This is a genomic window from Salmonella sp. K21076 (assembly GCF_039650795.1).
GTDB classification, from domain to species: domain Bacteria; phylum Pseudomonadota; class Gammaproteobacteria; order Enterobacterales; family Enterobacteriaceae; genus Salmonella; species Salmonella enterica.
The window spans coordinates 1-20,238 of record NZ_JBCLYA010000017.1 but is presented as its reverse complement, the minus strand read 5'-3'; the positions used below and the strand labels follow the sequence as shown (position 1 = coordinate 20,238).

General features: G+C 53.7%; 16 protein-coding genes and 1 pseudogene. 14 read left to right on the top strand and 3 right to left on the bottom strand.

Going from position 1 to position 20,238, the window contains the following annotated elements:
- Window positions 1-188 precede the first annotated feature (188 nt).
- Window positions 189-3,035, top strand: a complete 2,847-nt coding sequence (gene rcsC, locus AAYN39_RS06980; RefSeq protein WP_000876074.1) for a two-component system sensor histidine kinase RcsC — start codon at window positions 189-191, stop codon at window positions 3,033-3,035.
- Between the two features lie 102 nt (window positions 3,036-3,137).
- On the opposite strand, the gene rcsB is transcribed toward rcsC, so the two are convergent.
- Window positions 3,138-3,788 (bottom strand): response regulator transcription factor RcsB, encoded by a 651-nt coding sequence (rcsB, locus tag AAYN39_RS06975; RefSeq protein ID WP_001061910.1) that lies wholly within the window; start codon window positions 3,786-3,788, stop codon window positions 3,138-3,140.
- Window positions 3,789-3,804: 16 nt separating this feature from the next.
- Entirely contained in the window at window positions 3,805-6,474 is a 2,670-nt protein-coding gene (gene rcsD / locus AAYN39_RS06970; RefSeq protein ID WP_000083208.1) for a phosphotransferase RcsD, read from the bottom strand.
- A 727-nt stretch (window positions 6,475-7,201) separates the two neighbouring features.
- Between rcsD and AAYN39_RS06965 the strand changes: the two genes are divergently transcribed.
- The 5 genes from AAYN39_RS06965 (at window position 7,202) to AAYN39_RS06945 (ending at window position 13,019) form a co-directional block, all read left to right on the top strand.
- Window positions 7,202-8,338, top strand: coding sequence for a porin OmpC (locus AAYN39_RS06965; RefSeq protein WP_000865526.1), 1,137 nt, complete (start codon window positions 7,202-7,204; stop codon window positions 8,336-8,338).
- 114 nt (window positions 8,339-8,452) lie between these two features.
- Complete coding sequence (gene apbE, locus AAYN39_RS06960) at window positions 8,453-9,505, top strand: FAD:protein FMN transferase ApbE (RefSeq protein ID WP_000784304.1); 1,053 nt, start codon at window positions 8,453-8,455, stop codon at window positions 9,503-9,505.
- A gap of 80 nt (window positions 9,506-9,585) precedes the next feature.
- Window positions 9,586-10,647 carry a bifunctional DNA-binding transcriptional regulator/O6-methylguanine-DNA methyltransferase Ada gene (ada, locus tag AAYN39_RS06955; protein ID WP_000975974.1) on the top strand — a complete coding sequence of 354 codons (1,062 nt, stop codon included), beginning with the start codon at window positions 9,586-9,588 and terminating at the stop codon, window positions 10,645-10,647.
- 2 nt (window positions 10,648-10,649) lie between these two features.
- The gene (gene alkB, locus AAYN39_RS06950) at window positions 10,650-11,300 is read left to right on the top strand and encodes a DNA oxidative demethylase AlkB (protein ID WP_000884984.1); all 651 of its coding nucleotides are present in this window, start codon (window positions 10,650-10,652) and stop codon (window positions 11,298-11,300) included.
- Window positions 11,301-11,375: 75 nt separating this feature from the next.
- Window positions 11,376-13,019 (top strand): multidrug ABC transporter permease/ATP-binding protein, encoded by a 1,644-nt coding sequence (locus AAYN39_RS06945; protein ID WP_000421580.1) that lies wholly within the window; start codon window positions 11,376-11,378, stop codon window positions 13,017-13,019.
- Between the two features lie 208 nt (window positions 13,020-13,227).
- Here AAYN39_RS06945 and eco read toward each other — a convergent pair whose 3' ends face one another.
- Entirely contained in the window at window positions 13,228-13,722 is a 495-nt protein-coding gene (eco, locus tag AAYN39_RS06940; protein ID WP_001764187.1) for a serine protease inhibitor ecotin, read from the bottom strand.
- A 413-nt stretch (window positions 13,723-14,135) separates the two neighbouring features.
- Here eco and napF point away from each other — a divergent pair, with 413 nt between their 5' ends.
- The 8 genes and pseudogenes from napF to AAYN39_RS06900 all read left to right on the top strand — a co-directional run.
- Window positions 14,136-14,627: a ferredoxin-type protein NapF gene (gene napF, locus AAYN39_RS06935; RefSeq protein WP_000228073.1), complete on the top strand. Its 492-nt coding sequence runs from the start codon at window positions 14,136-14,138 to the stop codon at window positions 14,625-14,627.
- Window positions 14,617-14,880, top strand: a complete 264-nt coding sequence (gene napD / locus AAYN39_RS06930) for a chaperone NapD (RefSeq protein ID WP_001260058.1) — start codon at window positions 14,617-14,619, stop codon at window positions 14,878-14,880. The genes napF and napD overlap by 11 nt, the downstream gene beginning before the upstream one ends.
- Window positions 14,877-17,363 carry a nitrate reductase catalytic subunit NapA gene (napA, locus tag AAYN39_RS06925; protein WP_000778090.1) on the top strand — a complete coding sequence of 829 codons (2,487 nt, stop codon included), beginning with the start codon at window positions 14,877-14,879 and terminating at the stop codon, window positions 17,361-17,363. Before napD ends, napA begins: the two co-directional genes overlap by 4 nt.
- Before the next feature lie 6 nt (window positions 17,364-17,369).
- On the top strand, window positions 17,370-18,065 hold the full coding sequence (napG, locus tag AAYN39_RS06920; protein ID WP_000091679.1) for a ferredoxin-type protein NapG: 696 nt from the start codon (window positions 17,370-17,372) through the stop codon (window positions 18,063-18,065).
- The gene (napH, locus tag AAYN39_RS06915) at window positions 18,052-18,921 is read left to right on the top strand and encodes a quinol dehydrogenase ferredoxin subunit NapH (RefSeq protein WP_000013528.1); all 870 of its coding nucleotides are present in this window, start codon (window positions 18,052-18,054) and stop codon (window positions 18,919-18,921) included. Before napG ends, napH begins: the two co-directional genes overlap by 14 nt.
- Before the next feature lie 115 nt (window positions 18,922-19,036).
- Entirely contained in the window at window positions 19,037-19,486 is a 450-nt protein-coding gene (gene napB, locus AAYN39_RS06910) for a nitrate reductase cytochrome c-type subunit (RefSeq protein ID WP_000835182.1), read from the top strand.
- Window positions 19,487-19,495: 9 nt separating this feature from the next.
- The gene (gene napC / locus AAYN39_RS06905) at window positions 19,496-20,098 is read left to right on the top strand and encodes a cytochrome c-type protein NapC (RefSeq protein ID WP_000431773.1); all 603 of its coding nucleotides are present in this window, start codon (window positions 19,496-19,498) and stop codon (window positions 20,096-20,098) included.
- Window positions 20,099-20,118: 20 nt separating this feature from the next.
- A pseudogene (locus tag AAYN39_RS06900) lies at window positions 20,119-20,238 on the top strand (heme ABC transporter ATP-binding protein CcmA); the annotation flags it as partial.

Here is a 20,238-nt window from a genome sequence, read left to right as displayed (position 1 = left end):
TAACGAAGTTTGATGCAAATGTCAGATCGTATGCGCCTGTTAGGGCGCGGCTGGTAAGAGAGCCTTACAGGCGCATCAGAAAAACCTCCGGCTATGCCGGAGGATATTTATTTTGCCGTTGCGGGCTACGTCATTTACCGCTACCTTAGTCACACTCTATTTACATCCTGAGGCGGAGCTTCGCCCCTTTGAAATACCTTGCTTCCTTTCGAACTACGCTGAAAGTCTCGCGCTACTTATTCAGAGCGTTAGCGTTACTCATTTGGCTCTTAATCGCCTTTGTTTCGGTGTTTTACATCGTCAATGCCCTGCACCAGCGGGAGTCTGAAATTCGTCAGGAGTTCAACCTTAGCTCCGATCAGGCGCAGCGTTTTATCCAGCGCACGTCGGATGTGATGAAAGAGCTCAAATATATCGCCGAGAACCGTTTAACGGCGGAAAACGGCGTCATGTCGTCGCGTGCGCGTGATGACAAAATGGTGGTGCCGGATTTTGAACCGCTATTCGCCGACTCAGACTGTGCGGCGATGGGCTCCGCCTGGCGCGGCTCGCTGGAGTCGCTGGCCTGGTTTATGCGTTACTGGCGCGACAACTTTTCAGCGGCGTATGATCTTAACCGCGTTTTCCTGATTGGCAGCGATAACCTCTGTATGGCGAATTTCGGCCTGCGTGAAATGCCCGTGGAGCGCGATGATGCGTTAAAAGCGTTACATGAGCGGATTATGAAATACCGCAACGCGCCGCAGGAAGAAAGTGGGAATAACCTTTTCTGGATAAGCCAGGGCGCGCGTCAGGGCGTGGGCTACTTTTATGCGCTGACGCCGGTGTATCTGGCCAATCGTCTGCAGGCGCTGCTGGGCGTTGAGCAGTCCATCCGTATGGAAAATTTTTTCACGCCCGGCAGTTTGCCGATGGGCGTCACTATTATTGATGAGAACGGCCATTCGCTGATTTCGTTGACCGGTCCTGACGGCATTATTAAAGCGGAGCCGCGCTGGATGCAGGAGCGTTCCTGGTTTGGTTATACGCCAGGTTTTCGCGAACTGGTACTCAAAAAAAGCCTGCCGCCATCCTCGCTCAGTATTGTCTATTCTGTGCCTGTAGATTTAGTCCTGGAGCGTATTCGTATTCTTATCCTGAACGCTATCCTGCTGAACGTGCTGGTGGGCGCAGGGCTGTTTACGCTTGCGCGGATGTATGAGCGGCGAATTTTCATTCCGGCGGAGAGCGATGCCCAGCGTCTGGAAGAACATGAACAGTTCAACCGTAAAATCGTTGCCTCCGCGCCGGTGGGGATCTGTATTCTGCGCACTATTGATGGTGTCAATATTCTGAGTAACGAACTGGCGCACACCTACCTGAACATGCTCACGCATGAAGACAGACAGCGCCTGACGCAAATCATTTGCGGCCAGCAGGTCAACTTTGTTGATGTATTGACCAGCAATAATACCAATTTGCAAATTAGCTTCGTCCATTCCCGCTATCGTAATGAAAACGTCGCGATTTGCGTGTTGGTAGATGTGAGTACGCGCGTCAAAATGGAAGAGTCGCTGCAAGAGATGGCGCAGGCGGCGGAGCAGGCAAGCCAGTCTAAATCCATGTTCCTTGCAACGGTCAGCCATGAATTGCGCACACCGCTGTACGGTATCATCGGCAATCTCGATCTGCTGCAAACCAAAGAGCTGCCAAAAGGCGTGGATCGTCTGGTCACGGCGATGAATAACTCCTCCAGTCTGTTGCTGAAAATTATCAGCGACATTCTCGACTTCTCGAAAATTGAGTCGGAACAGCTAAAGATTGAGCCGCGCGAATTTTCACCGCGAGAGGTGATGAACCATATCACCGCCAATTATCTGCCGCTGGTGGTGCGTAAGCAACTCGGCCTGTATTGTTTTATTGAGCCTGACGTGCCGGTATCGCTGAACGGCGACCCGATGCGTTTACAGCAGGTTATTTCAAACCTGTTGAGCAACGCCATTAAGTTTACCGATATTGGCTGCATCGTGCTGCATGTGCGCTGTGATGGGGATTATCTCAGCATTCGCGTGCGGGATACCGGGGTTGGTATTCCGGCAAAAGAGGTGGTTCGCCTGTTCGATCCCTTCTTCCAGGTGGGAACCGGCGTACAGCGTAACTTTCAGGGGACCGGTCTGGGGCTGGCGATTTGCGAAAAATTGATCAGCATGATGGACGGCGATATTTCCGTCGATTCGGAGCCGGGCATGGGAAGCCAGTTTACGTTGCGCATCCCGCTTTATGGCGCGCAATACCCTGTGAAAAAGAGCGTGGAAGGACTCGCCGGAACCTGCTGTTGGCTGGCGGTGCGCAATACTTCTTTGTGCCAGTTTATTGAGACCAGTCTGGCGCGTAGCGGCGTTCATACGCAGCGTTATGAAGGGCAAGAACCCGCCGCAGACGATATTTTGATTGTCGATGACGCGCTGGAGCATACCTGGCAGGGGAGGGCGGCGGTCGTCTTTTGCCGCCGTCATATCGGGATTCCATTGGAAAGAGCGCCTGGCGAGTGGGTGCATAGTGTGGCGTCGGTGCATGAGTTGCCCGCGCTGTTGGCGCGTATCTATAGTATTGAGCTGGATAGTGAAGCGCTTTCCAGCGCATTGCCGACGACGGATAAAACCGCAGATTCAAATGACGACATGATGATTCTGGTCGTTGACGATCATCCGATCAATCGCCGCTTGCTGGCCGATCAACTGGGATCGCTGGGGTATCAGTGTAAGACAGCCAATGATGGCGTGGACGCTCTGAATGTGCTGAGTAAAAATGCTATCGATATTGTTCTGAGCGATGTGAACATGCCGAACATGGACGGCTATCGCCTGACGCAGCGTATCCGTCAGCTTGGGCTGACGCTGCCGGTCGTCGGCGTGACGGCGAACGCGCTGGCGGAAGAGAAACAACGTTGCCTGGAGTCCGGTATGGATAGCTGTTTGTCGAAGCCTGTGACGCTGGATGCGTTGAAACAGACGCTGGCGGTGTATGCCGAGCGGGTACGTAAAACGCGGGCATAAAAAATGCCGGATGGCGGCGTCGCCTGTCCGGCCTGTAAAAGATGAGTCGACTGGTAGGCCTGATAAGCGTAGCGCCATCAGGCTGGGTAACATAAAAGCGATTTATTCTTTGTCTGTCGGACTCAGGGTGACGGAAGAGAGATAGTTGAGCAGCGCGATATCATTCTCTACGCCCAGTTTCATCATCGCCGATTTCTTCTGGCTGCTGATGGTCTTAATGCTGCGGTTGAGCTTCTTGGCGATTTCGGTGACCAGGAAGCCCTCGGCGAACAGGCGTAATACTTCGCTCTCTTTTGGCGACAGGCGCTTATCGCCGTAACCGCCTGCGCTGATTTTCTCCAGCAGACGAGAAACGCTTTCCGGGGTGAATTTTTTGCCTTTTTGCAGCGCGGCCAGCGCCTTAGGCAGATCGGTTGGCGCACCCTGTTTGAGTACGATCCCTTCAATATCAAGATCCAACACGGCGCTCAGGATCGCCGGATTGTTGTTCATGGTCAGAACGATAATAGACAGGCTCGGAAAATGACGCTTGATGTACTTGATCAAGGTGATCCCATCGCCGTATTTATCTCCCGGCATGGAGAGGTCAGTGATCAACACATGCGCATCTAATTTCGGCAGGTTGTTGATCAATGCTGTGGAATCTTCAAATTCGCCGACAACATTCACCCACTCGATTTGTTCAAGTGATTTGCGAATACCGAACAGTACAATCGGGTGGTCATCGGCAATAATTATGTTCATATTGTTCATGTATTGGGCTACTTTGCTACAGCAAGCTTTTGACGTAGGCGTCAATGTCGCTGATATATTTTTCTATACCTGGAGCATCTTTCTCACGAATCAGATGTTCCAGCGTTACACATAACTGCTTGCCGGGTACCAGATTAAGCATGGCAAACACCCCTTTCAGGCGGTGGGCCGTTTGGGCCAGCGCAGCGAAATCGCTGGTTGCCGCCTCAGTATACAACCTCTTAACATCATCCGGTACTGTGTCTACAAATAGCGCATAATAGCCGCTGGCATGAAGCTCGGCATTTTCATCTCCGCCGAGCGGGGAGGCGGGAATCTCTTCCTGCGCCAGCTGCTCTTCGATAAGTTGTAGTACAGCTTCCTGCATAGCATTGCTCATATTAAAGTTGACGCGCAACTGACCCGGGCCAATTTTCCGCACGCCTGACTCATCATCGCTTAAAAGCAAGCCCGAGGCAGTAAGATTAGACGGATTATCCGTTAAAAAGAGATCATATTCTTGACTTATCTGCCTTTCATCCGGCGTGATGCAGGTGGCGCCCCAGTTTTCTAACTGACGCAGCACAATCGCGCGAACCTCGTTGGACGTCACATCGACCATCACGCTCACGTCGTCCAGCAGGCGCTCTTCGACCTGAGTATGCTGATCGTGAGGAAGCATTTTGACATGAACGGTATAGCGCGTGCCCAGCGTTTCTCGCGCTTTAATGTTGAGATGACCGCCCAGTTTGCGCGCCAGTTGATTGCACAGCCAGAAGGTGAGCGGATTCGCTTTGCCGTAACGGTCGCCCTGCGTTTCATTCATATACGGGAAATGCAGATTATCAATCTCGTTTAACGTTACGCCTTCGCCCGTATCCAGAATACGGAAAGTCAGACGCTCCGCGATAGATTCATCCTGCTCGACTTCAAGCGTAATTTTACCCATAGCGGTCGTCGTGACGGCATACTGAATCAACAGCAGCAAAATCCGGCGCAGGGCGTCGCGATCGCCCCAGCGTTCATCGTTGCCGCTAAGATGGTTATTAATCAGCAGTTGCAGCCCTTTACGCTTAATGGCGGGCAGCACTTCCGGCACGACTTCGTCAATAAGATCCTGCAGGGAGAACAGCGTGGCTTCGCTTTTCCATGCGTCATTTTCCAGCATATTCGCCAGTTGGATTTCATCGATCATACGTACTAATACATCCGCCTGATCCGCCAGTTTCAGGCTTTCCGGCGTGGTGACTGCCGCGGCGTTAACCGCCAGTTGGCGTACGGGCTCTTTAAGCGTGTTGCTGATATTTTGCATAAAGGCGGCGCGGCCCTGCTGATTCTTCTCATACAAACGCTGCGCCTGTTTAAGCTTCTTATTCACCAGCACTTCCCGGTCCTGATCGCGAATAATAAAGATCTGCGTGCGGGGGGCGATCTGGCTGCGAAACAGACGGATCTCATACAGTTCGTTATTAATTGTCGCCTGAATCACGCCCTGATGCTGCTCCGCCATGCTGGTAATATTTTGCAGGTTAAGATGCGGCAACAGATGATCGGCGATTTTATTGCTGATCACGGTGCGGTTGCCTTCCTGATCGTAGACCAGCAGACCCAGCGGCAGCAGAGAAACGATCTCTTCATTAATGGCGCGTAAGACGCGAAGCTCATTATTCGCCGCGTTGCCGGATGTCGATTCCGTCGACCGTCCCGGCTGATGACGGAACGTGGCGTAGCCAAATAACGCCAACGCCAGCAGCCCGATGTTCAGCAGTAAAGGCAGCAAAATATTTTGCAACGTATCAAGCAAAAGCGTACCGAACGGTACCTGCCAGATCAGGCGCATTCCGGTAGAGTTAAGCGCTGAGGAGATCTCAATTTTTGAACCGTTAAAGCTAATCGTGACGCTATCTGGCGCTTCCTTTTCACTGCTTCGCCCCGTCGTCTGGGTTGCGTCAGGCTCTATCCGAAAACTGTCCAGCGGCATTCCCGGCGGGATTAAATCATTAATGGGCAGATCAAACGCCACCACGGTTGCCAGATGTCCTGGCTGATTGAAGGTCGTGCGCAGCGTAAAATAGTGACCGTTTTGCCAGGCCAGTTTTCGCAATGAGGAGAAACTTTCGCGCTCATCCAGCGCATTCGCCTGCTGCAACATCTCTGCCCGGCGGGAATCGACGATATTGCCAATAGTGGACTCTTTAAAGCCGGAAGAGAGATCTTTCAACGGTAGGGTAGAGATAAGAATCAGGCTGTTATCCTGTCCGTTGAGGTAATACATTGACCACGGCACGTTTTCCGCGCCCCACAGCGTATCCAGATAAGTTGACATACGCTGCGTCATTTCCAGCGTGGCGCTGTCATGGGAACCGAAAATCAGCGCTTCAGTTTTACGTCGCGGCTTTTCAAGATAATACACATCCTGTTTCAGACGCGTTTCCTGAAGTCCTTCACCTGTCGATGGCGTAGTGGTCGCGGCGATGTTGTCATAAATTTGCCAGGTAACATACCGCCAGGTGTCCACGCGTTTATGAATAGCGTGAGTGATATCGACAATTTGATAGCTTTTGTCTTTCAACCAGGCGTTGACGGCGCTCTGTACCATAACGCCCATCGTTACCAGCAGCACAATGATCAGCAATAAGAAGAAACGGGTAATGCTTCCCGGTAGAAGGGAGAATCGGGTAGAGACCGTTGTGTCAGACTGACTCATTTATGTTTACGACCTGTAAAAGCAACGCTGAAGGTGAAGGGCAGTATAAAGGGTAATGAATGAATTTCCAGACTCTTACGTCATGCCGGGCAACTTAACACGCGCTCCGTCGGCGGGACGGGAAAAGCGTACAACCTTCGCAAAACGGTACAAATATAAAGACTACTTATAAATGTTTAGCACTAAATATCAAGAAATTATTTGCTAATGTCTTATGAACGGTCGAGCAGGGGAGGGTAGTGAATAACCGTGATAGTTTTAGGCAGGTAGCATAAATCAGCCGGGTGTGTCTGAAAAAGGGTAAAAAAACCGAATGCGAAGCATCCGGTTGAAATAGGGGTAAACAGACATTCAGAAGTGAATGACGGTAATAAATAAAGTTAATGATGATAGCGGTCACTATTTTAGTTGCGAATGAAGATTCTGTTTTATCATTCAGTGCTATGAATTTCATCAATTTAACCCGTTGATTTTAAAAGTTTCGTGAATATATTTTGTCTATTTGTGCTTATTTTTACTTGATTTTTGCTTTAAAAAAGTTCCGTAAAATTCATATTTTGAAACATCTATATAGATAACTGTAACATCTTAAAAGTTTTAGTATCATATTCGTGTTGGATTATTCTGTATTTTTGCGGAGAATGGACTTGCCGACTGGTTAATGAGGGTTAACCAGTAAGCAGTGGCATAAAAAAGCAATAAAGGCATATAACAGAGGGTTAATAACATGAAAGTTAAAGTACTGTCCCTCCTGGTACCAGCTCTGCTGGTGGCGGGCGCAGCGAATGCGGCTGAAATTTATAATAAAGACGGCAACAAATTAGACCTGTTTGGTAAAGTTGATGGCCTGCACTACTTCTCTGACGACAAAGGCAGCGACGGCGACCAGACCTACATGCGTATCGGCTTCAAAGGCGAAACGCAGGTTAACGATCAGCTGACCGGTTATGGCCAGTGGGAATATCAGATTCAGGGCAACCAGACTGAAGGCAGCAACGACTCCTGGACGCGTGTGGCGTTTGCGGGTCTGAAATTCGCTGACGCAGGTTCCTTCGATTATGGTCGTAACTACGGCGTAACCTATGACGTGACCTCCTGGACCGACGTTCTGCCGGAGTTCGGCGGCGACACCTACGGCGCTGACAACTTTATGCAGCAGCGTGGTAACGGCTATGCTACCTACCGTAACACCGACTTCTTCGGTCTGGTGGATGGTCTGGACTTCGCGTTGCAGTATCAGGGCAAAAACGGCAGCGTGAGCGGTGAAAACACCAACGGTCGCAGCCTGCTGAACCAGAACGGCGACGGTTACGGCGGATCGCTGACTTATGCAATCGGCGAAGGCTTCTCTGTCGGTGGCGCTATCACCACGTCTAAACGTACTGCCGATCAGAACAACACCGCTAACGCTCGCCTGTATGGTAACGGCGATCGCGCCACGGTTTACACCGGCGGCCTGAAATACGATGCGAACAACATCTATCTGGCAGCGCAGTATTCTCAGACCTATAACGCAACCCGTTTTGGTACCTCTAACGGCAGCAACCCGTCCACCTCTTACGGTTTTGCCAACAAAGCGCAGAACTTTGAAGTGGTTGCTCAGTACCAGTTCGACTTTGGTCTGCGTCCGTCTGTGGCTTACCTGCAGTCTAAAGGTAAGGACATCAGCAACGGCTACGGCGCCAGCTATGGCGACCAGGACATCGTAAAATACGTTGATGTCGGCGCGACTTACTACTTCAACAAAAACATGTCCACCTATGTTGATTACAAAATCAACCTGCTGGATAAAAACGACTTTACCCGCGATGCGGGCATCAACACCGACGACATCGTAGCGCTGGGTCTGGTTTACCAGTTCTAATCAGCAAAAGATGTTGCTAAAGGGCCTGCGGGCCCTTTTTTCATGCCTTATTCCGGCGTACAAATACGACGTTTTGATATACGCTTGCGTCCATTCGAATGAGGATAAACAGCGATGAAAATGACTTTTTGCCGGGCCGTGTGTCTGGCAGCGGCTTTTTTACTTATGGGCTGCGATGAGGCTCCCGAAACGACAACAGCGTCACCTGCCGCTCAGGTGCTGGAAGGTAAAACGATGGGAACCCTCTGGCGGGTGAGCGTGGTTGGTATCGATGCGAAACGTGCCGCAGAGTTACAGACTAAAATCCAGACTCAGCTTGATGCTGATGATTGGTTGCTTTCTACCTATAAAAATGACTCCGCGCTGATGCGTTTTAACCATTCACGCAGTCTTGCGCCCTGGCCGGTCAGCGAAGCCATGGCGGATATCGTGACCTCGGCGCTGCGTATTGGCGCGAAGACGGACGGCGCGATGGATATCACCGTGGGCCCGCTGGTCAATCTGTGGGGGTTTGGACCGGATCGGCAGCCGCTGCATATCCCAACACCAGCACAAATCGATGCGGCAAAAGCGAAAACAGGCCTGCAACATTTGCAGGTTATCGACAGGGCTGGACATCAGTTTTTGCAAAAAGATCTGCCGGATCTTTATGTTGATCTCTCCACGGTCGGGGAGGGCTATGCGGCGGATCATCTGGCGCGTCTGATGGAGCAGGAGGGCATTGCGCGTTATCTGGTCTCGGTGGGCGGCGCATTAAGCAGTCGCGGGATGAATGCGCAGGGGCTGCCGTGGCGCGTCGCGATTCAGAAGCCGACCGACCGGGAAAACGCGGTGCAGGCGATTGTGGATATCAACGGGCATGGCATCAGCACCTCCGGCAGCTACCGTAACTATTACGAGCTGGATGGCAAGCGCGTATCGCACGTTATCGATCCGCAAACGGGGCGCCCCATTGAACACAATCTGGTATCGGTTACGGTCATCGCGCCAACGGCGCTGGAAGCGGACGGCTGGGACACCGGCCTGATGGTGCTCGGTACGCAAAAGGCGCAAGAGGTCGTGCGGCGGGAAGGGCTGGCGGTCTTTATGATCATGAAAGAAGGTGAAGGCTTTAAAACCTGGATGTCGCCGCAGTTCAAAACATTCCTGGTGAGCGATAAGAATTAAAACGCAAGATTACGGGTTTTTGTGGGCGGATTTACGGACACACTGCATGTAAGCAAGCACTATGCTTAATGAAGGAGTCTATGATGAAAAAAGCGTTACTTACCGATGATGAATGCTGGCTGCGGGTGCAGGCGCGCGATGCCAGCGCGGATGGGCGTTTCGTTTTTGCAGTGCGAACCACTGGCGTTTTTTGCCGCCCTTCTTGTCGCTCGAAGCGGGCGTTACGTAAAAATGTTCGCTTTTTTGCCAACGCGCAGCAGGCGCTGGACGCCGGTTTTCGCCCCTGCAAGCGCTGTCAGCCGGATAATGCGCGCGCGCAGCAACGGCGGTTGGATAAGATTGCCTGCGCCTGCCGTTTACTTGAGCAGGAGACGCCGGTAACGCTGGCGTCTCTGGCGCAGGCGGTGGCAATGAGTCCGTTTCATCTGCACCGTTTGTTTAAAGCGAGCACCGGAATGACGCCGAAAGGGTGGCAGCAGGCGTGGCGCGCCCGGCGGCTGCGTGAGGCGTTGGCGAAAGGAGAGCCGATCACGGCGGCTATTTACCGCGCCGGCTTCCCGGATAGCAGTAGCTACTATCGTCATGCCGACCAGACGCTGGGCATGACGGCAAAACAGTTTCGCAAAGGCGGCGATAATGTCTCCGTTCGCTATGCGCTGACGGACTGGGTTTACGGACGGTGCCTGGTGGCGGAGAGCGGGCGGGGGATTTGCGCGATTCTCCCCGGTGATAGCGACGATGCGCTACTGGCCGAATTACACACCCTTTTCCCGGCGGCCCGCCACGAACCTGCTGACGCGCCTTTTCAGCAACGGGTGCGGCAGGTTGTCGCGGCTATCAACACACGCGATGTGCTGCTCTCGTTGCCGCTGGATATCCAGGGAACCGCGTTTCAACAGCAGGTCTGGCAGGCGTTATGCGCGATTCCCTGCGGCGAAACCGTAAGCTATCAACAGCTTGCCGCGACTATCGGCAAACCCACGGCAGTACGCGCGGTCGCCAGCGCGTGCGGCGCGAATAAACTGGCGATGGTGATCCCGTGTCATCGGGTCGTGCGTCGCGATGGCGCGCTCTCCGGTTATCGTTGGGGCGTGCGTCGAAAAGCGCAGCTATTAAAGCGAGAAGCGCAAAAAGAGGAGTAGCAATGCTGGATCTGTTTGCTGATGAAGCGCCCTGGCAAGAGCCCCTGGCGCCTGGCGCGGTGGTGTTGCGCCGCTTTGCGTTTCGCGCGGCGCAGTCGCTATTAGACGATATCGGATTTGTCGCCAGTCAGTCACCGTTTCGTCAGATGGTGACGCCGGGCGGCTACACTATGTCGGTGGCGATGACCAACTGCGGCGCGTTAGGGTGGACCACCGATGGTCACGGTTATTGTTATGCCGTGCGCGATCCGTTGACCGATAAACCCTGGCCTGCGCTGCCGTTATCGTTTGCCAGCGTATGTCGTCAGGCGGCAATCGCGGCAGGGTATGCTAGCTTCCAACCGGACGCCTGCCTGATCAATCGCTACGCGCCTGGCGCAAAACTGTCGCTGCATCAGGATAAAGACGAGCCGGATCTGCGCGCGCCTATCGTCTCAGTTTCGTTGGGGGTGCCGGCGGTTTTTCAGTTTGGCGGCCTGCGTCGCAGCGATCCGCTCCAGCGGATCTTACTGGAGCATGGCGATATCGTGGTCTGGGGCGGCGAGTCCCGCCTGTTTTATCACGGTATCCAGCCGCTTAAAGCGGGCTTTCATCCCATGACCGGTGAATTTCGTTACAATCTCACCTTCCGTCAGGCGGCTGAAAAAGAATAAAAATAAGAATTATTATTGCTGTGCAGGTAGAGTTAGTTAAACTGCGGGCTGTTATTATCGGTCCGGGTTGTATGCATGGAACTTCTTATTCTTGTCTGGCGGCAGTACCGCTGGCCATTTATTAGCGTGATGGCGCTGAGCCTCGCCAGCGCGGCGCTGGGGATTGGCCTGATCGCGTTTATCAATCAGCGCCTGATTGAAACGGTGGACACCACCGTCATGGTGCTGCCGGAATTTCTCGGTCTGCTCCTGTTGCTAATGGTTGTCACATTAGGTTCCCAACTGGCGCTCACCGCTCTGGGACACCATTTCGTTTACCGCCTGCGCAGCGAATTTATCAAGCGCATTCTGGATACGCACGTTGAACGCATTGAGCAACTGGGCAGCGCCTCTTTACTGGCCGGTCTGACCAGCGATATTCGCAATATTACTATCGCCTTTGTGCGTCTGCCTGAGCTGGTGCAGGGCATTGTCCTCACCGTCGGCTCGGCGGCGTATCTGGCGATGCTATCGACAAAAATGCTGCTGGTTACGGCTATCTGGATGGCGGTCACTATCTGGGGCGGATTCGTGCTGGTGGCGCGGGTTTACCAGCATATGGCGACCCTGCGCGAGACCGAAGATAAGCTGTACAACGACTATCAGACGGTGCTGGAGGGACGCAAAGAGCTGACGCTAAACCGCGAGCGTGCGGAGCAGATTTTTCAGCAATGCTATACCCCGGACGCCAAAGAGTACCGTCATCACATTATCCGTGCCGATACTTTTCACCTGAGCGCCGTCAACTGGTCGAATATCATGATGCTGGGGGCGATAGGCCTGGTCTTCTGGATGGCGAATAGTCTCGGCTGGGCGGATACCAACGTCGCGGCGACCTATTCACTGACGTTGCTGTTCCTGCGCACGCCGCTGCTGTCTGCGGTGGGGGCGTTGCCAACGCTACTGACCGCCCAGGTGGCGTTTAATAAACTGAATAAATTCGCGCTCGCCCCGTATAAGCCTGATTTTCCACAGCCGAAAGCCTTTCCCGACTGGAAGACGCTGGAGCTGCGCAACGTGGTTTTTCACTATCAGGATAACGCGTTTTCCGTGGGGCCCATCAACCTGACGATTCACCGCGGCGAACTGCTGTTTTTAATTGGCGGCAACGGTAGCGGGAAATCGACGCTGGCCATGTTATTGACCGGTTTATACCAGCCGCAATCGGGAACGATTTTACTTGACGGTCAACCTGTTGCCGCCGGGCAGCCGGAAGATTATCGCAAACTGTTTTCTGCGGTGTTCACCGATGTGTGGTTATTCGACCGCCTGCTGGGGCCGCAGGGGAAACCCGCCAATCCCGCGCTGGTCGAAAAGTGGCTTGAGCACCTGAAAATGACGCACAAGCTGGAGCTAAACGATGGGTGCATCTTGAATCTTAAACTGTCGAAAGGGCAAAAAAAGCGCATTGCGCTGCTGCTGGCGCTGGCGGAAGAGCGCGATATTATTTTGCTGGATGAGTGGGCCGCCGATCAGGACCCGCATTTCCGCCGGGAATTTTATCAGGTACTGTTGCCGTTAATGCAGGAAATGGGCAAAACCATTTTCGCCATCAGCCATGATGATCACTATTTTATTCACGCCGATCGCCTGCTTGAAATGCGTAACGGGCAGTTAACCGAACTCACCGGCGACGAACGTGACGCCGCTTCGCGTGATGCGGTTGCGCGTACTGCGTAATGGACTATGGCGCCGGATAAACTGCCTGATGGCAGCCCTACGTCCGCACGCGGGTAGGCCTGATAAGATGCCACGCGTCGCCACCAGGCATCGGGGTATTTTTTGCGGCGGGCGAGCGGGTTTCCAGACGTGTTTTAAAAAGAACCCCGGAGCGCTGCGTGAGTCGGCGTGTTCAGATGCCCGGTAAGTGTGACCGGGCAGCGTAACATTATCGCGCGATGGCATTCTGTACGTTAGCGTCCGCTTTCCAGATGCGGTATTTCACGTCCACATTCGCCGGGGTATACACCACGATCGGCAGCTTGCTGTTGTAGCGCAGCATCCCGTCTTCACCCAGCCAGGCGGTGACGAATTTTTGCTCTTTCTTACCTTCAGGGCAGGCCATCATGGTTGATACCGGAGAGGTGACGTTATCAAAGACATAATAGTCGTAGCCCCAGCCTTCCAGCGTTTTTGTTTCCAGCGTGCCGCCGAGGCGATGCTGGTTACAATCCACATTCAGCGTTTGACCAATCAACAGTTCCACTTTGAGGGTAGATTCATCCTGCTGAGGGGTAAGGGTTATCACTTGCCGCTTCATTCCTTTCTCCGCCTGCGGATAGGGGGCGATTTTTTCCAGCGGCTGGGCGGTATCGCCATTGTTAGCCCAGGCAGAGGCGCTGGCGAGGGCGGCGAAGACGACGGCAGGGACAAACATCTTCATTTGATTGTTCACAGTATTTCCTTTCTGCTGTTTTCGGTATGCACAGACAACAGATTAACACATTCATATTATCTATTAATCTGTATTTACTCATATTTTCAAGATTATTAATAAAATAACGTCTTTTTATATAGTGGAATATTCTGATATTGATAATGTAAATGAAATTATCAGCTATTAGTGATTTCCGTTATATAAATATCTATATAACTCATTGAAATGTGAGAAAAAGCACGTTTACGGGTCTTTACCCGGCACTCTTTTGATCCGGCAACAGCATTTACCTCTATCGGGGTATGCATCTCTTACACATCCTGAAATATCTTATTTACAAAAATAACTACTCATAAATTGTACGGTTTTTATTGGCATTCACTCCCTATGGAAGCGTGTCGTTATGGAAGGGCGATATCATGGTTGATTTATCCCGTCGAAGCATGTTGACCGGCAGTTGGCGCAACGCCAGCAATGGGATTCTTCCGCCGTGGGCCAGAGAAACGACCTATTTTCTCGCACATTGTCTGCGTTGCGACGCCTGCATCCAGGCGTGTGAGGCCGACATCCTGCAGCGAGGGACGGGGGGATATCCGAGCGTAAATTTCAAACGGGGCGAGTGCAGCTTTTGTTATGCCTGTGCGCAGGCCTGTCCCGAATCTCTCTTTCTTCCGCGCCGCACCAGGGCCTGGGATCTGATTTTTACACTCACGGAAAACTGCCTCGCCAGGCAGTCGGTTGAATGCCATCGTTGCCTGGACAGTTGTGAACCTATGGCCATTACCTTTCGTCCCACGTTATCCGGTATTTACCAGCCGCAGCTTGACTCGCAGGCCTGTAACGGATGCGGGGCGTGTGTGGCTATCTGTCCCGTGTCAGCCATCAAAGCGGAGAACCACCATGCGCACTAACTGGCAGGTCTGTAGCCTGGTCGTGCAGGCCAAAAGTCAGAACATCGCCGCCATTGGCACACAGTTGAACACGTTGCCGGGTTGCGAAGTCGCGTTAAGCGACGTTGAAAGCGGGCAACTGATCGTGGTGGCGGAAGCAGACCAGAGTGAAACGCTGATGCAAACAATTGAGTCAGTACGCAATGTCGAGGGCGTGCTGGCGGTGTCGCTGGTTTATCACCAGCAGGATGAGCAAGGTGAGGAAACACCATGAAACTCAGTCGTCGTAGCTTTATGAAAGCTAACGCCGTTGCGGCCGCTGCGGCGGCTGCCGGTCTGAGCGTGCCGGGCGTCGCCCGCGCCGTTGTCGGGCAGCAGGAAGCTATCAAATGGGATAAAGCGCCGTGCCGTTTTTGCGGAACGGGTTGCGGTGTGTTGGTGGGAACGCAGCAGGGCCGTGTGGTCGCCTGCCAGGGCGACCCCGACGCGCCGGTCAACCGTGGTCTGAACTGCATTAAAGGCTACTTCCTGCCCAAAATCATGTACGGTAAAGATCGTCTGACGCAGCCGATGCTGCGCATGAAAGACGGCAGCTATCACAAAGACGGCGAGTTTACGCCGGTGAGCTGGGAACAGGCCTTCGATGTGATGGAAGAGAAGTTTAAAACCGCCCTGAAAGAGAAAGGACCAGAAGCGATCGGCATGTTTGGATCGGGTCAATGGACCATCTGGGAAGGCTATGCCGCCGCGAAACTGTTCAAGGCTGGTTTCCGCTCTAACAACATCGACCCGAACGCGCGTCACTGCATGGCCTCGGCGGTGGTGGGCTTTATGCGCACCTTTGGCATGGATGAACCGATGGGCTGCTACGACGATATTGAGCAGGCCGATGCGTTTGTGCTGTGGGGGTCCAACATGGCGGAGATGCACCCGATTTTATGGTCGCGCATCACTAACCGCCGTTTGTCCGACCCGAATGTGAAAGTTGCTGTCCTCTCCACCTTCCAGCACCGTAGCTTTGAGCTGGCGGACAACGGTATTGTCTTTACCCCGCAAAGCGATCTGGTGATCCTTAACTATATCGCGAATTACATTATTCAGAACAACGCGGTAAATCAGGATTTCTTCACAAAGCATGTGAATCTGCGTAAAGGGGCGACGGATATCGGCTACGGCTTACGCCCGACGCACCCGCTGGAAAAAGCGGCGAAGAATCCGGGCTCCGACGCTTCCGAGCCGATGAGCTTCGACGAGTATAAAGCCTTCGTGGCGGAATATACGTTGGACAAGACTGCTGAAATGACCGGCGTGCCGAAAGATCAACTGGAACAGTTGGCACAGCTCTACGCCGATCCGAATAAGCGCGTGATCTCTTACTGGACGATGGGTTTTAACCAGCATACCCGCGGCGTGTGGGCGAATAACCTGGTTTACAACCTCCATCTGCTGACCGGAAAAATCTCCCAGCCTGGCTGCGGTCCTTTCTCGCTGACCGGCCAGCCTTCCGCCTGCGGTACGGCGCGTGAAGTGGGAACCTTCTCACACCGTCTGCCCGCAGACATGGTCGTGACGAACGAAAAACACCGTGATATCTGCGAAAAACACTGGCAGATCCCCGCTGGCACTATCCCGGCAAAAGTGGGTTTACATGCGGTGGCGCAGGATCGCGCGTTGAAAGACGGCAAGCTGAACGTCTACTGGGTAATGTGTAATAACAATATGCAGGCCGGGCCGAACATCAATGAAGATCGGATGCCGGGCTGGCGCGATCCGCGTAACTTTATCATTGTCTCCGATCCTTACCCGACGGTGAGCGCGCTGTCTGCTGATCTGATCCTGCCGACCGCCATGTGGGTTGAGAAAGAAGGCGCTTACGGCAACGCCGAACGCCGCACGCAGTTCTGGCGTCAGCAAATTAAAGCGCCGGGCGAAGCCAAATCCGACCTCTGGCAACTGGTGCAGTTCTCCCGTCGTTTTAAAACCGAGGAGGTCTGGCCGGAGGCGTTGTTGGCCCAGAAGCCGGAGCTGCGCGGCAAAACGCTGTATGACGTTCTATTCGCCACGCCTGCGGTCAGCAAATTCCCGCTGAGCGAGCTGAAAGAAGATCAGTTAAACGATGAGTCTCGTGAGCTGGGCTTCTATCTGCAAAAAGGGCTATTTGAAGAATACGCCTGGTTTGGACGTGGCCACGGTCACGATCTGGCGCCGTTCGACGATTACCACAACGCGCGCGGTCTGCGCTGGCCGGTCGTCGAAGGCAAAGAGACGCAATGGCGTTACAGCGAAGGCAACGACCCGTATGTAAAAGCGGGGGAAGGGTACAAATTCTACGGTAAACCGGATGGCAAAGCGGTGATCTTCGCGCTGCCATTTGAACCCGCGGCGGAGTCGCCGGACAACGAGTACGATCTGTGGCTTTCCACCGGTCGCGTACTGGAACACTGGCATACCGGCAGTATGACGCGCCGCGTGCCTGAATTGCATCGCGCCTTCCCGGAAGCGGTGGTCTTTATTCACCCGCTGGATGCGAAAGCGCGCGATCTGCGTCGTGGGGATAAGGTTAAAGTGTCGTCCCGCCGCGGCGAAGTGATTTCGATTGTCGAAACGCGTGGACGTAACCGTCCGCCGCAGGGACTGGTGTATATGCCGTTCTTCGATGCCGCTCAGCTAGTGAACAACCTGACGCTGGATGCGACGGACCCGCTCTCTAAAGAGACGGACTTCAAGAAGTGCGCCGTTAAGCTGGCGAAGGTGTAACGCGTTATGTCCCGTACAGCGAAACCCCAAAATGGCCGCCGCCGCTTTCTGCGTGATGTTGTGCGCACTGCGGGCGGGCTGGCGGCGGTTGGCGTGGCGCTGGGCTTGCAACAGCAAACCGCGCGCGCAACGGGCGTGCGGCTGCGTCCGCCTGGCGCGCTGAATGAAAATGTTTTCGCCAGCGCCTGTGTGCGCTGCGGGCAGTGCGTTCAGGCGTGTCCATACGACACGCTAAAACTGGCGACGCTGGCCTCCGGGCTATCGGCAGGTACGCCCTATTTCGTCGCTCGCGACATCCCCTGCGAAATGTGTGAAGACATTCCGTGCGCCAAAGTCTGCCCCAGCGGGGCGCTGAATAAAGATATCGCCTCCATTGATGACTCGCGCATGGGGCTGGCGGTGCTGCTGGATCAGGAAAACTGCCTCAACTTTCAGGGGCTGCGCTGCGACGTTTGCTACCGCGAATGCCCGAAAATCGATGAGGCCATCACGCTGGAGCTGGATCGCAACATGCGCACTGGCAAACATGCGCGCTTTCTGCCCACCGTACACAGCGACGCCTGTACCGGCTGCGGCAAATGCGAAAAAGTCTGCGTACTGGAGCAACCAGCGATAAAAGTGTTGCCGTTGTCATTGGCGAAAGGGGAGTTAGGACACCATTACCGCTTCGGCTGGCTGGAGGGGAAAGATGGCAAATCGTAAACGCGACGCCGGGCGAGAAGCGCGGGCGAAAAAAGGCTGGTGGCGTAGCCACCGTTGGCTGGTGTTACGCCGTATCAGCCAGTTTATGGTGCTGGGGATGTTTCTCAGCGGCCCGTGGCTGGGCTTTTGGGTTTTGCATGGCAACTACAGCAGTAGTTTGCTGTTCGATACCCTCCCGTTGACCGATCCGCTGATTACCCTGGAAAGTCTCGCCAGTGGACATCTTCCCGCTACCGTGGCGCTGACGGGAGCAGTGATTATCGCTGTGCTGTATGCGCTGGCGGGAAAGCGATTATTTTGCAGTTGGGTTTGCCCGCTAAACCCCGTTACCGATTTGGCTAACTGGATGCGCAGGAAATTTGACCTGAACCAGTCGGCGACGATTCCACGCCATATACGGTATGTCCTTCTGGTGGTGGTGTTAATCGGTTCGGCGTTGACCGGCACGCTGCTGTGGGAATGGATTAATCCCGTGTCGCTGTTAGGTCGTAGTCTGATTATGGGATTTAGTAGCGGCGCGTTGCTGATTATTGCTTTGTTTTTATTTGATTTATTAGTCGTTGAGCACGGTTGGTGCGGTCATATTTGCCCGATGGGCGCGCTGTATGGCGTGCTGGGCAGTAAAGGCGTAGTGACCGTGACGGCCAAAAAACGTGAGAAATGTAATCGCTGTATGGATTGTTTTCATGTTTGCCCGGAACCGCATGTGCTACGTGCGCCGGTGCTGGATGAGCAAAGCCCGGCGCAGGTCACTCACCGCGACTGCATGACCTGCGGTCGCTGCGTGGATGTCTGTTCTGAGGATGTTTTTACAATAACGATACACAACATCATTCGGGATGCATCGCGGCGGTAAGCGAGGAAATCCCCGGGAGCATAGATAACGATGTGACTGGGATTTTCGAGCGCAGCCAACAAAGAGGCAGCTCGAAGGATGAAGTGTAAATGCGATGGAGTTCGGGAGCGAAACAATGAAAAGCCATGACCTGATGAAAGCGCTGTGTCAATGGATGGCCACGCTTGCCCTGGTGGTAAGTGGTGCGGTTTGGGCGGCAAACGGAGTGGATCTGAGCCAGTCGCCGGAAGTATCCGGGACGCAGGAAGGGGCGATTCGTATGCCGAAAGAGCAGGAACGTATGCCGCTAAATTACGTCAACCAGCCGCCGATGATCCCGCACAGCGTCGAGGGCTACCAGGTGACGACCAATACCAACCGCTGTCTGCAATGCCACGGCGTGGAAAGTTATCGTACGACGGGCGCGCCGCGTATCAGTCCGACGCACTTTATGGACAGCGACGGTAAAGTGTCGGGCAACGTCGCGCCGCGTCGTTATTTCTGCCTGCAGTGCCACGTACCGCAGTCTGATACCGCGCCGATTATCGACAATACCTTTACCCCCTCGCAAGGTTACGGGAAATAAGAGGTCATTATGGAAAATTCTAACCGTAAACTTGGCTGGATAAAGCGCGTCTGGCGATGGTGGCGCAGCCCCAGCCGCCTGGCGCTGGGGACGCTGCTGTTAATCGGTTTTATCGGCGGCGTCATCTTCTGGGGCGGCTTCAATACCGGAATGGAAAAGGCTAATACCGAAGAGTTTTGTATTAGCTGCCATGAAATGCGCAACACGGTGTATGAGGAGTATATGGAAACCGTCCACTACAACAACCGTAGTGGCGTTCGCGCCACCTGTCCTGACTGCCATGTGCCGCATGAGTGGGGGCCGAAGATGATCCGTAAGATCAAAGCCAGTAAAGAACTGTACGCGAAGGTATTTGGGCTGATAGATACACCGCAGAAATTTGAAGCTCATCGCCTGACAATGGCACAAAATGAGTGGCGGCGCATGAAAGACAACAACTCGCAGGAATGCCGTAACTGCCACAATTTCGACTTTATGGATCTGACCGCGCAAAAAGGCGTCGCGGCGAAAATGCACGATCAGGCGGTAAAAGATGGACAGACCTGTATCGATTGCCACAAAGGGATCGCGCATAAACTGCCGGATATGCGTGATGTTAAACCAGGTTTCTGACAGGACGTTGATGAGTGGGAATGCTTGAAGCCAGAGATCTGTACTGCGAGCGGGACGAGAGGACGCTGTTTCGCGGGCTGTCGTTCACCGTGGAGGCCGGGGAGTGGGTGCAGGTCACCGGCGGCAACGGCGCCGGAAAA

Coding starts and splice junctions, on each gene's coding strand:
- rcsB (WP_001061910.1), bottom strand. CDS start 3,788: ATGAACAATATGAACATAATTATTGCCGATGACCACCCGATTGTACTG.
- rcsD (WP_000083208.1), bottom strand. CDS start 6,474: ATGAGTCAGTCTGACACAACGGTCTCTACCCGATTCTCCCTTCTACCG.
- AAYN39_RS06965 (WP_000865526.1), top strand. CDS start 7,202: ATGAAAGTTAAAGTACTGTCCCTCCTGGTACCAGCTCTGCTGGTGGCG.
- apbE (WP_000784304.1), top strand. CDS start 8,453: ATGAAAATGACTTTTTGCCGGGCCGTGTGTCTGGCAGCGGCTTTTTTA.
- ada (WP_000975974.1), top strand. CDS start 9,586: ATGATGAAAAAAGCGTTACTTACCGATGATGAATGCTGGCTGCGGGTG.
- alkB (WP_000884984.1), top strand. CDS start 10,650: ATGCTGGATCTGTTTGCTGATGAAGCGCCCTGGCAAGAGCCCCTGGCG.
- AAYN39_RS06945 (WP_000421580.1), top strand. CDS start 11,376: ATGGAACTTCTTATTCTTGTCTGGCGGCAGTACCGCTGGCCATTTATT.
- eco (WP_001764187.1), bottom strand. CDS start 13,722: ATGAAGATGTTTGTCCCTGCCGTCGTCTTCGCCGCCCTCGCCAGCGCC.
- napF (WP_000228073.1), top strand. CDS start 14,136: ATGGTTGATTTATCCCGTCGAAGCATGTTGACCGGCAGTTGGCGCAAC.
- napD (WP_001260058.1), top strand. CDS start 14,617: ATGCGCACTAACTGGCAGGTCTGTAGCCTGGTCGTGCAGGCCAAAAGT.
- napA (WP_000778090.1), top strand. CDS start 14,877: ATGAAACTCAGTCGTCGTAGCTTTATGAAAGCTAACGCCGTTGCGGCC.
- napG (WP_000091679.1), top strand. CDS start 17,370: ATGTCCCGTACAGCGAAACCCCAAAATGGCCGCCGCCGCTTTCTGCGT.
- napH (WP_000013528.1), top strand. CDS start 18,052: ATGGCAAATCGTAAACGCGACGCCGGGCGAGAAGCGCGGGCGAAAAAA.
- napB (WP_000835182.1), top strand. CDS start 19,037: ATGAAAAGCCATGACCTGATGAAAGCGCTGTGTCAATGGATGGCCACG.
- napC (WP_000431773.1), top strand. CDS start 19,496: ATGGAAAATTCTAACCGTAAACTTGGCTGGATAAAGCGCGTCTGGCGA.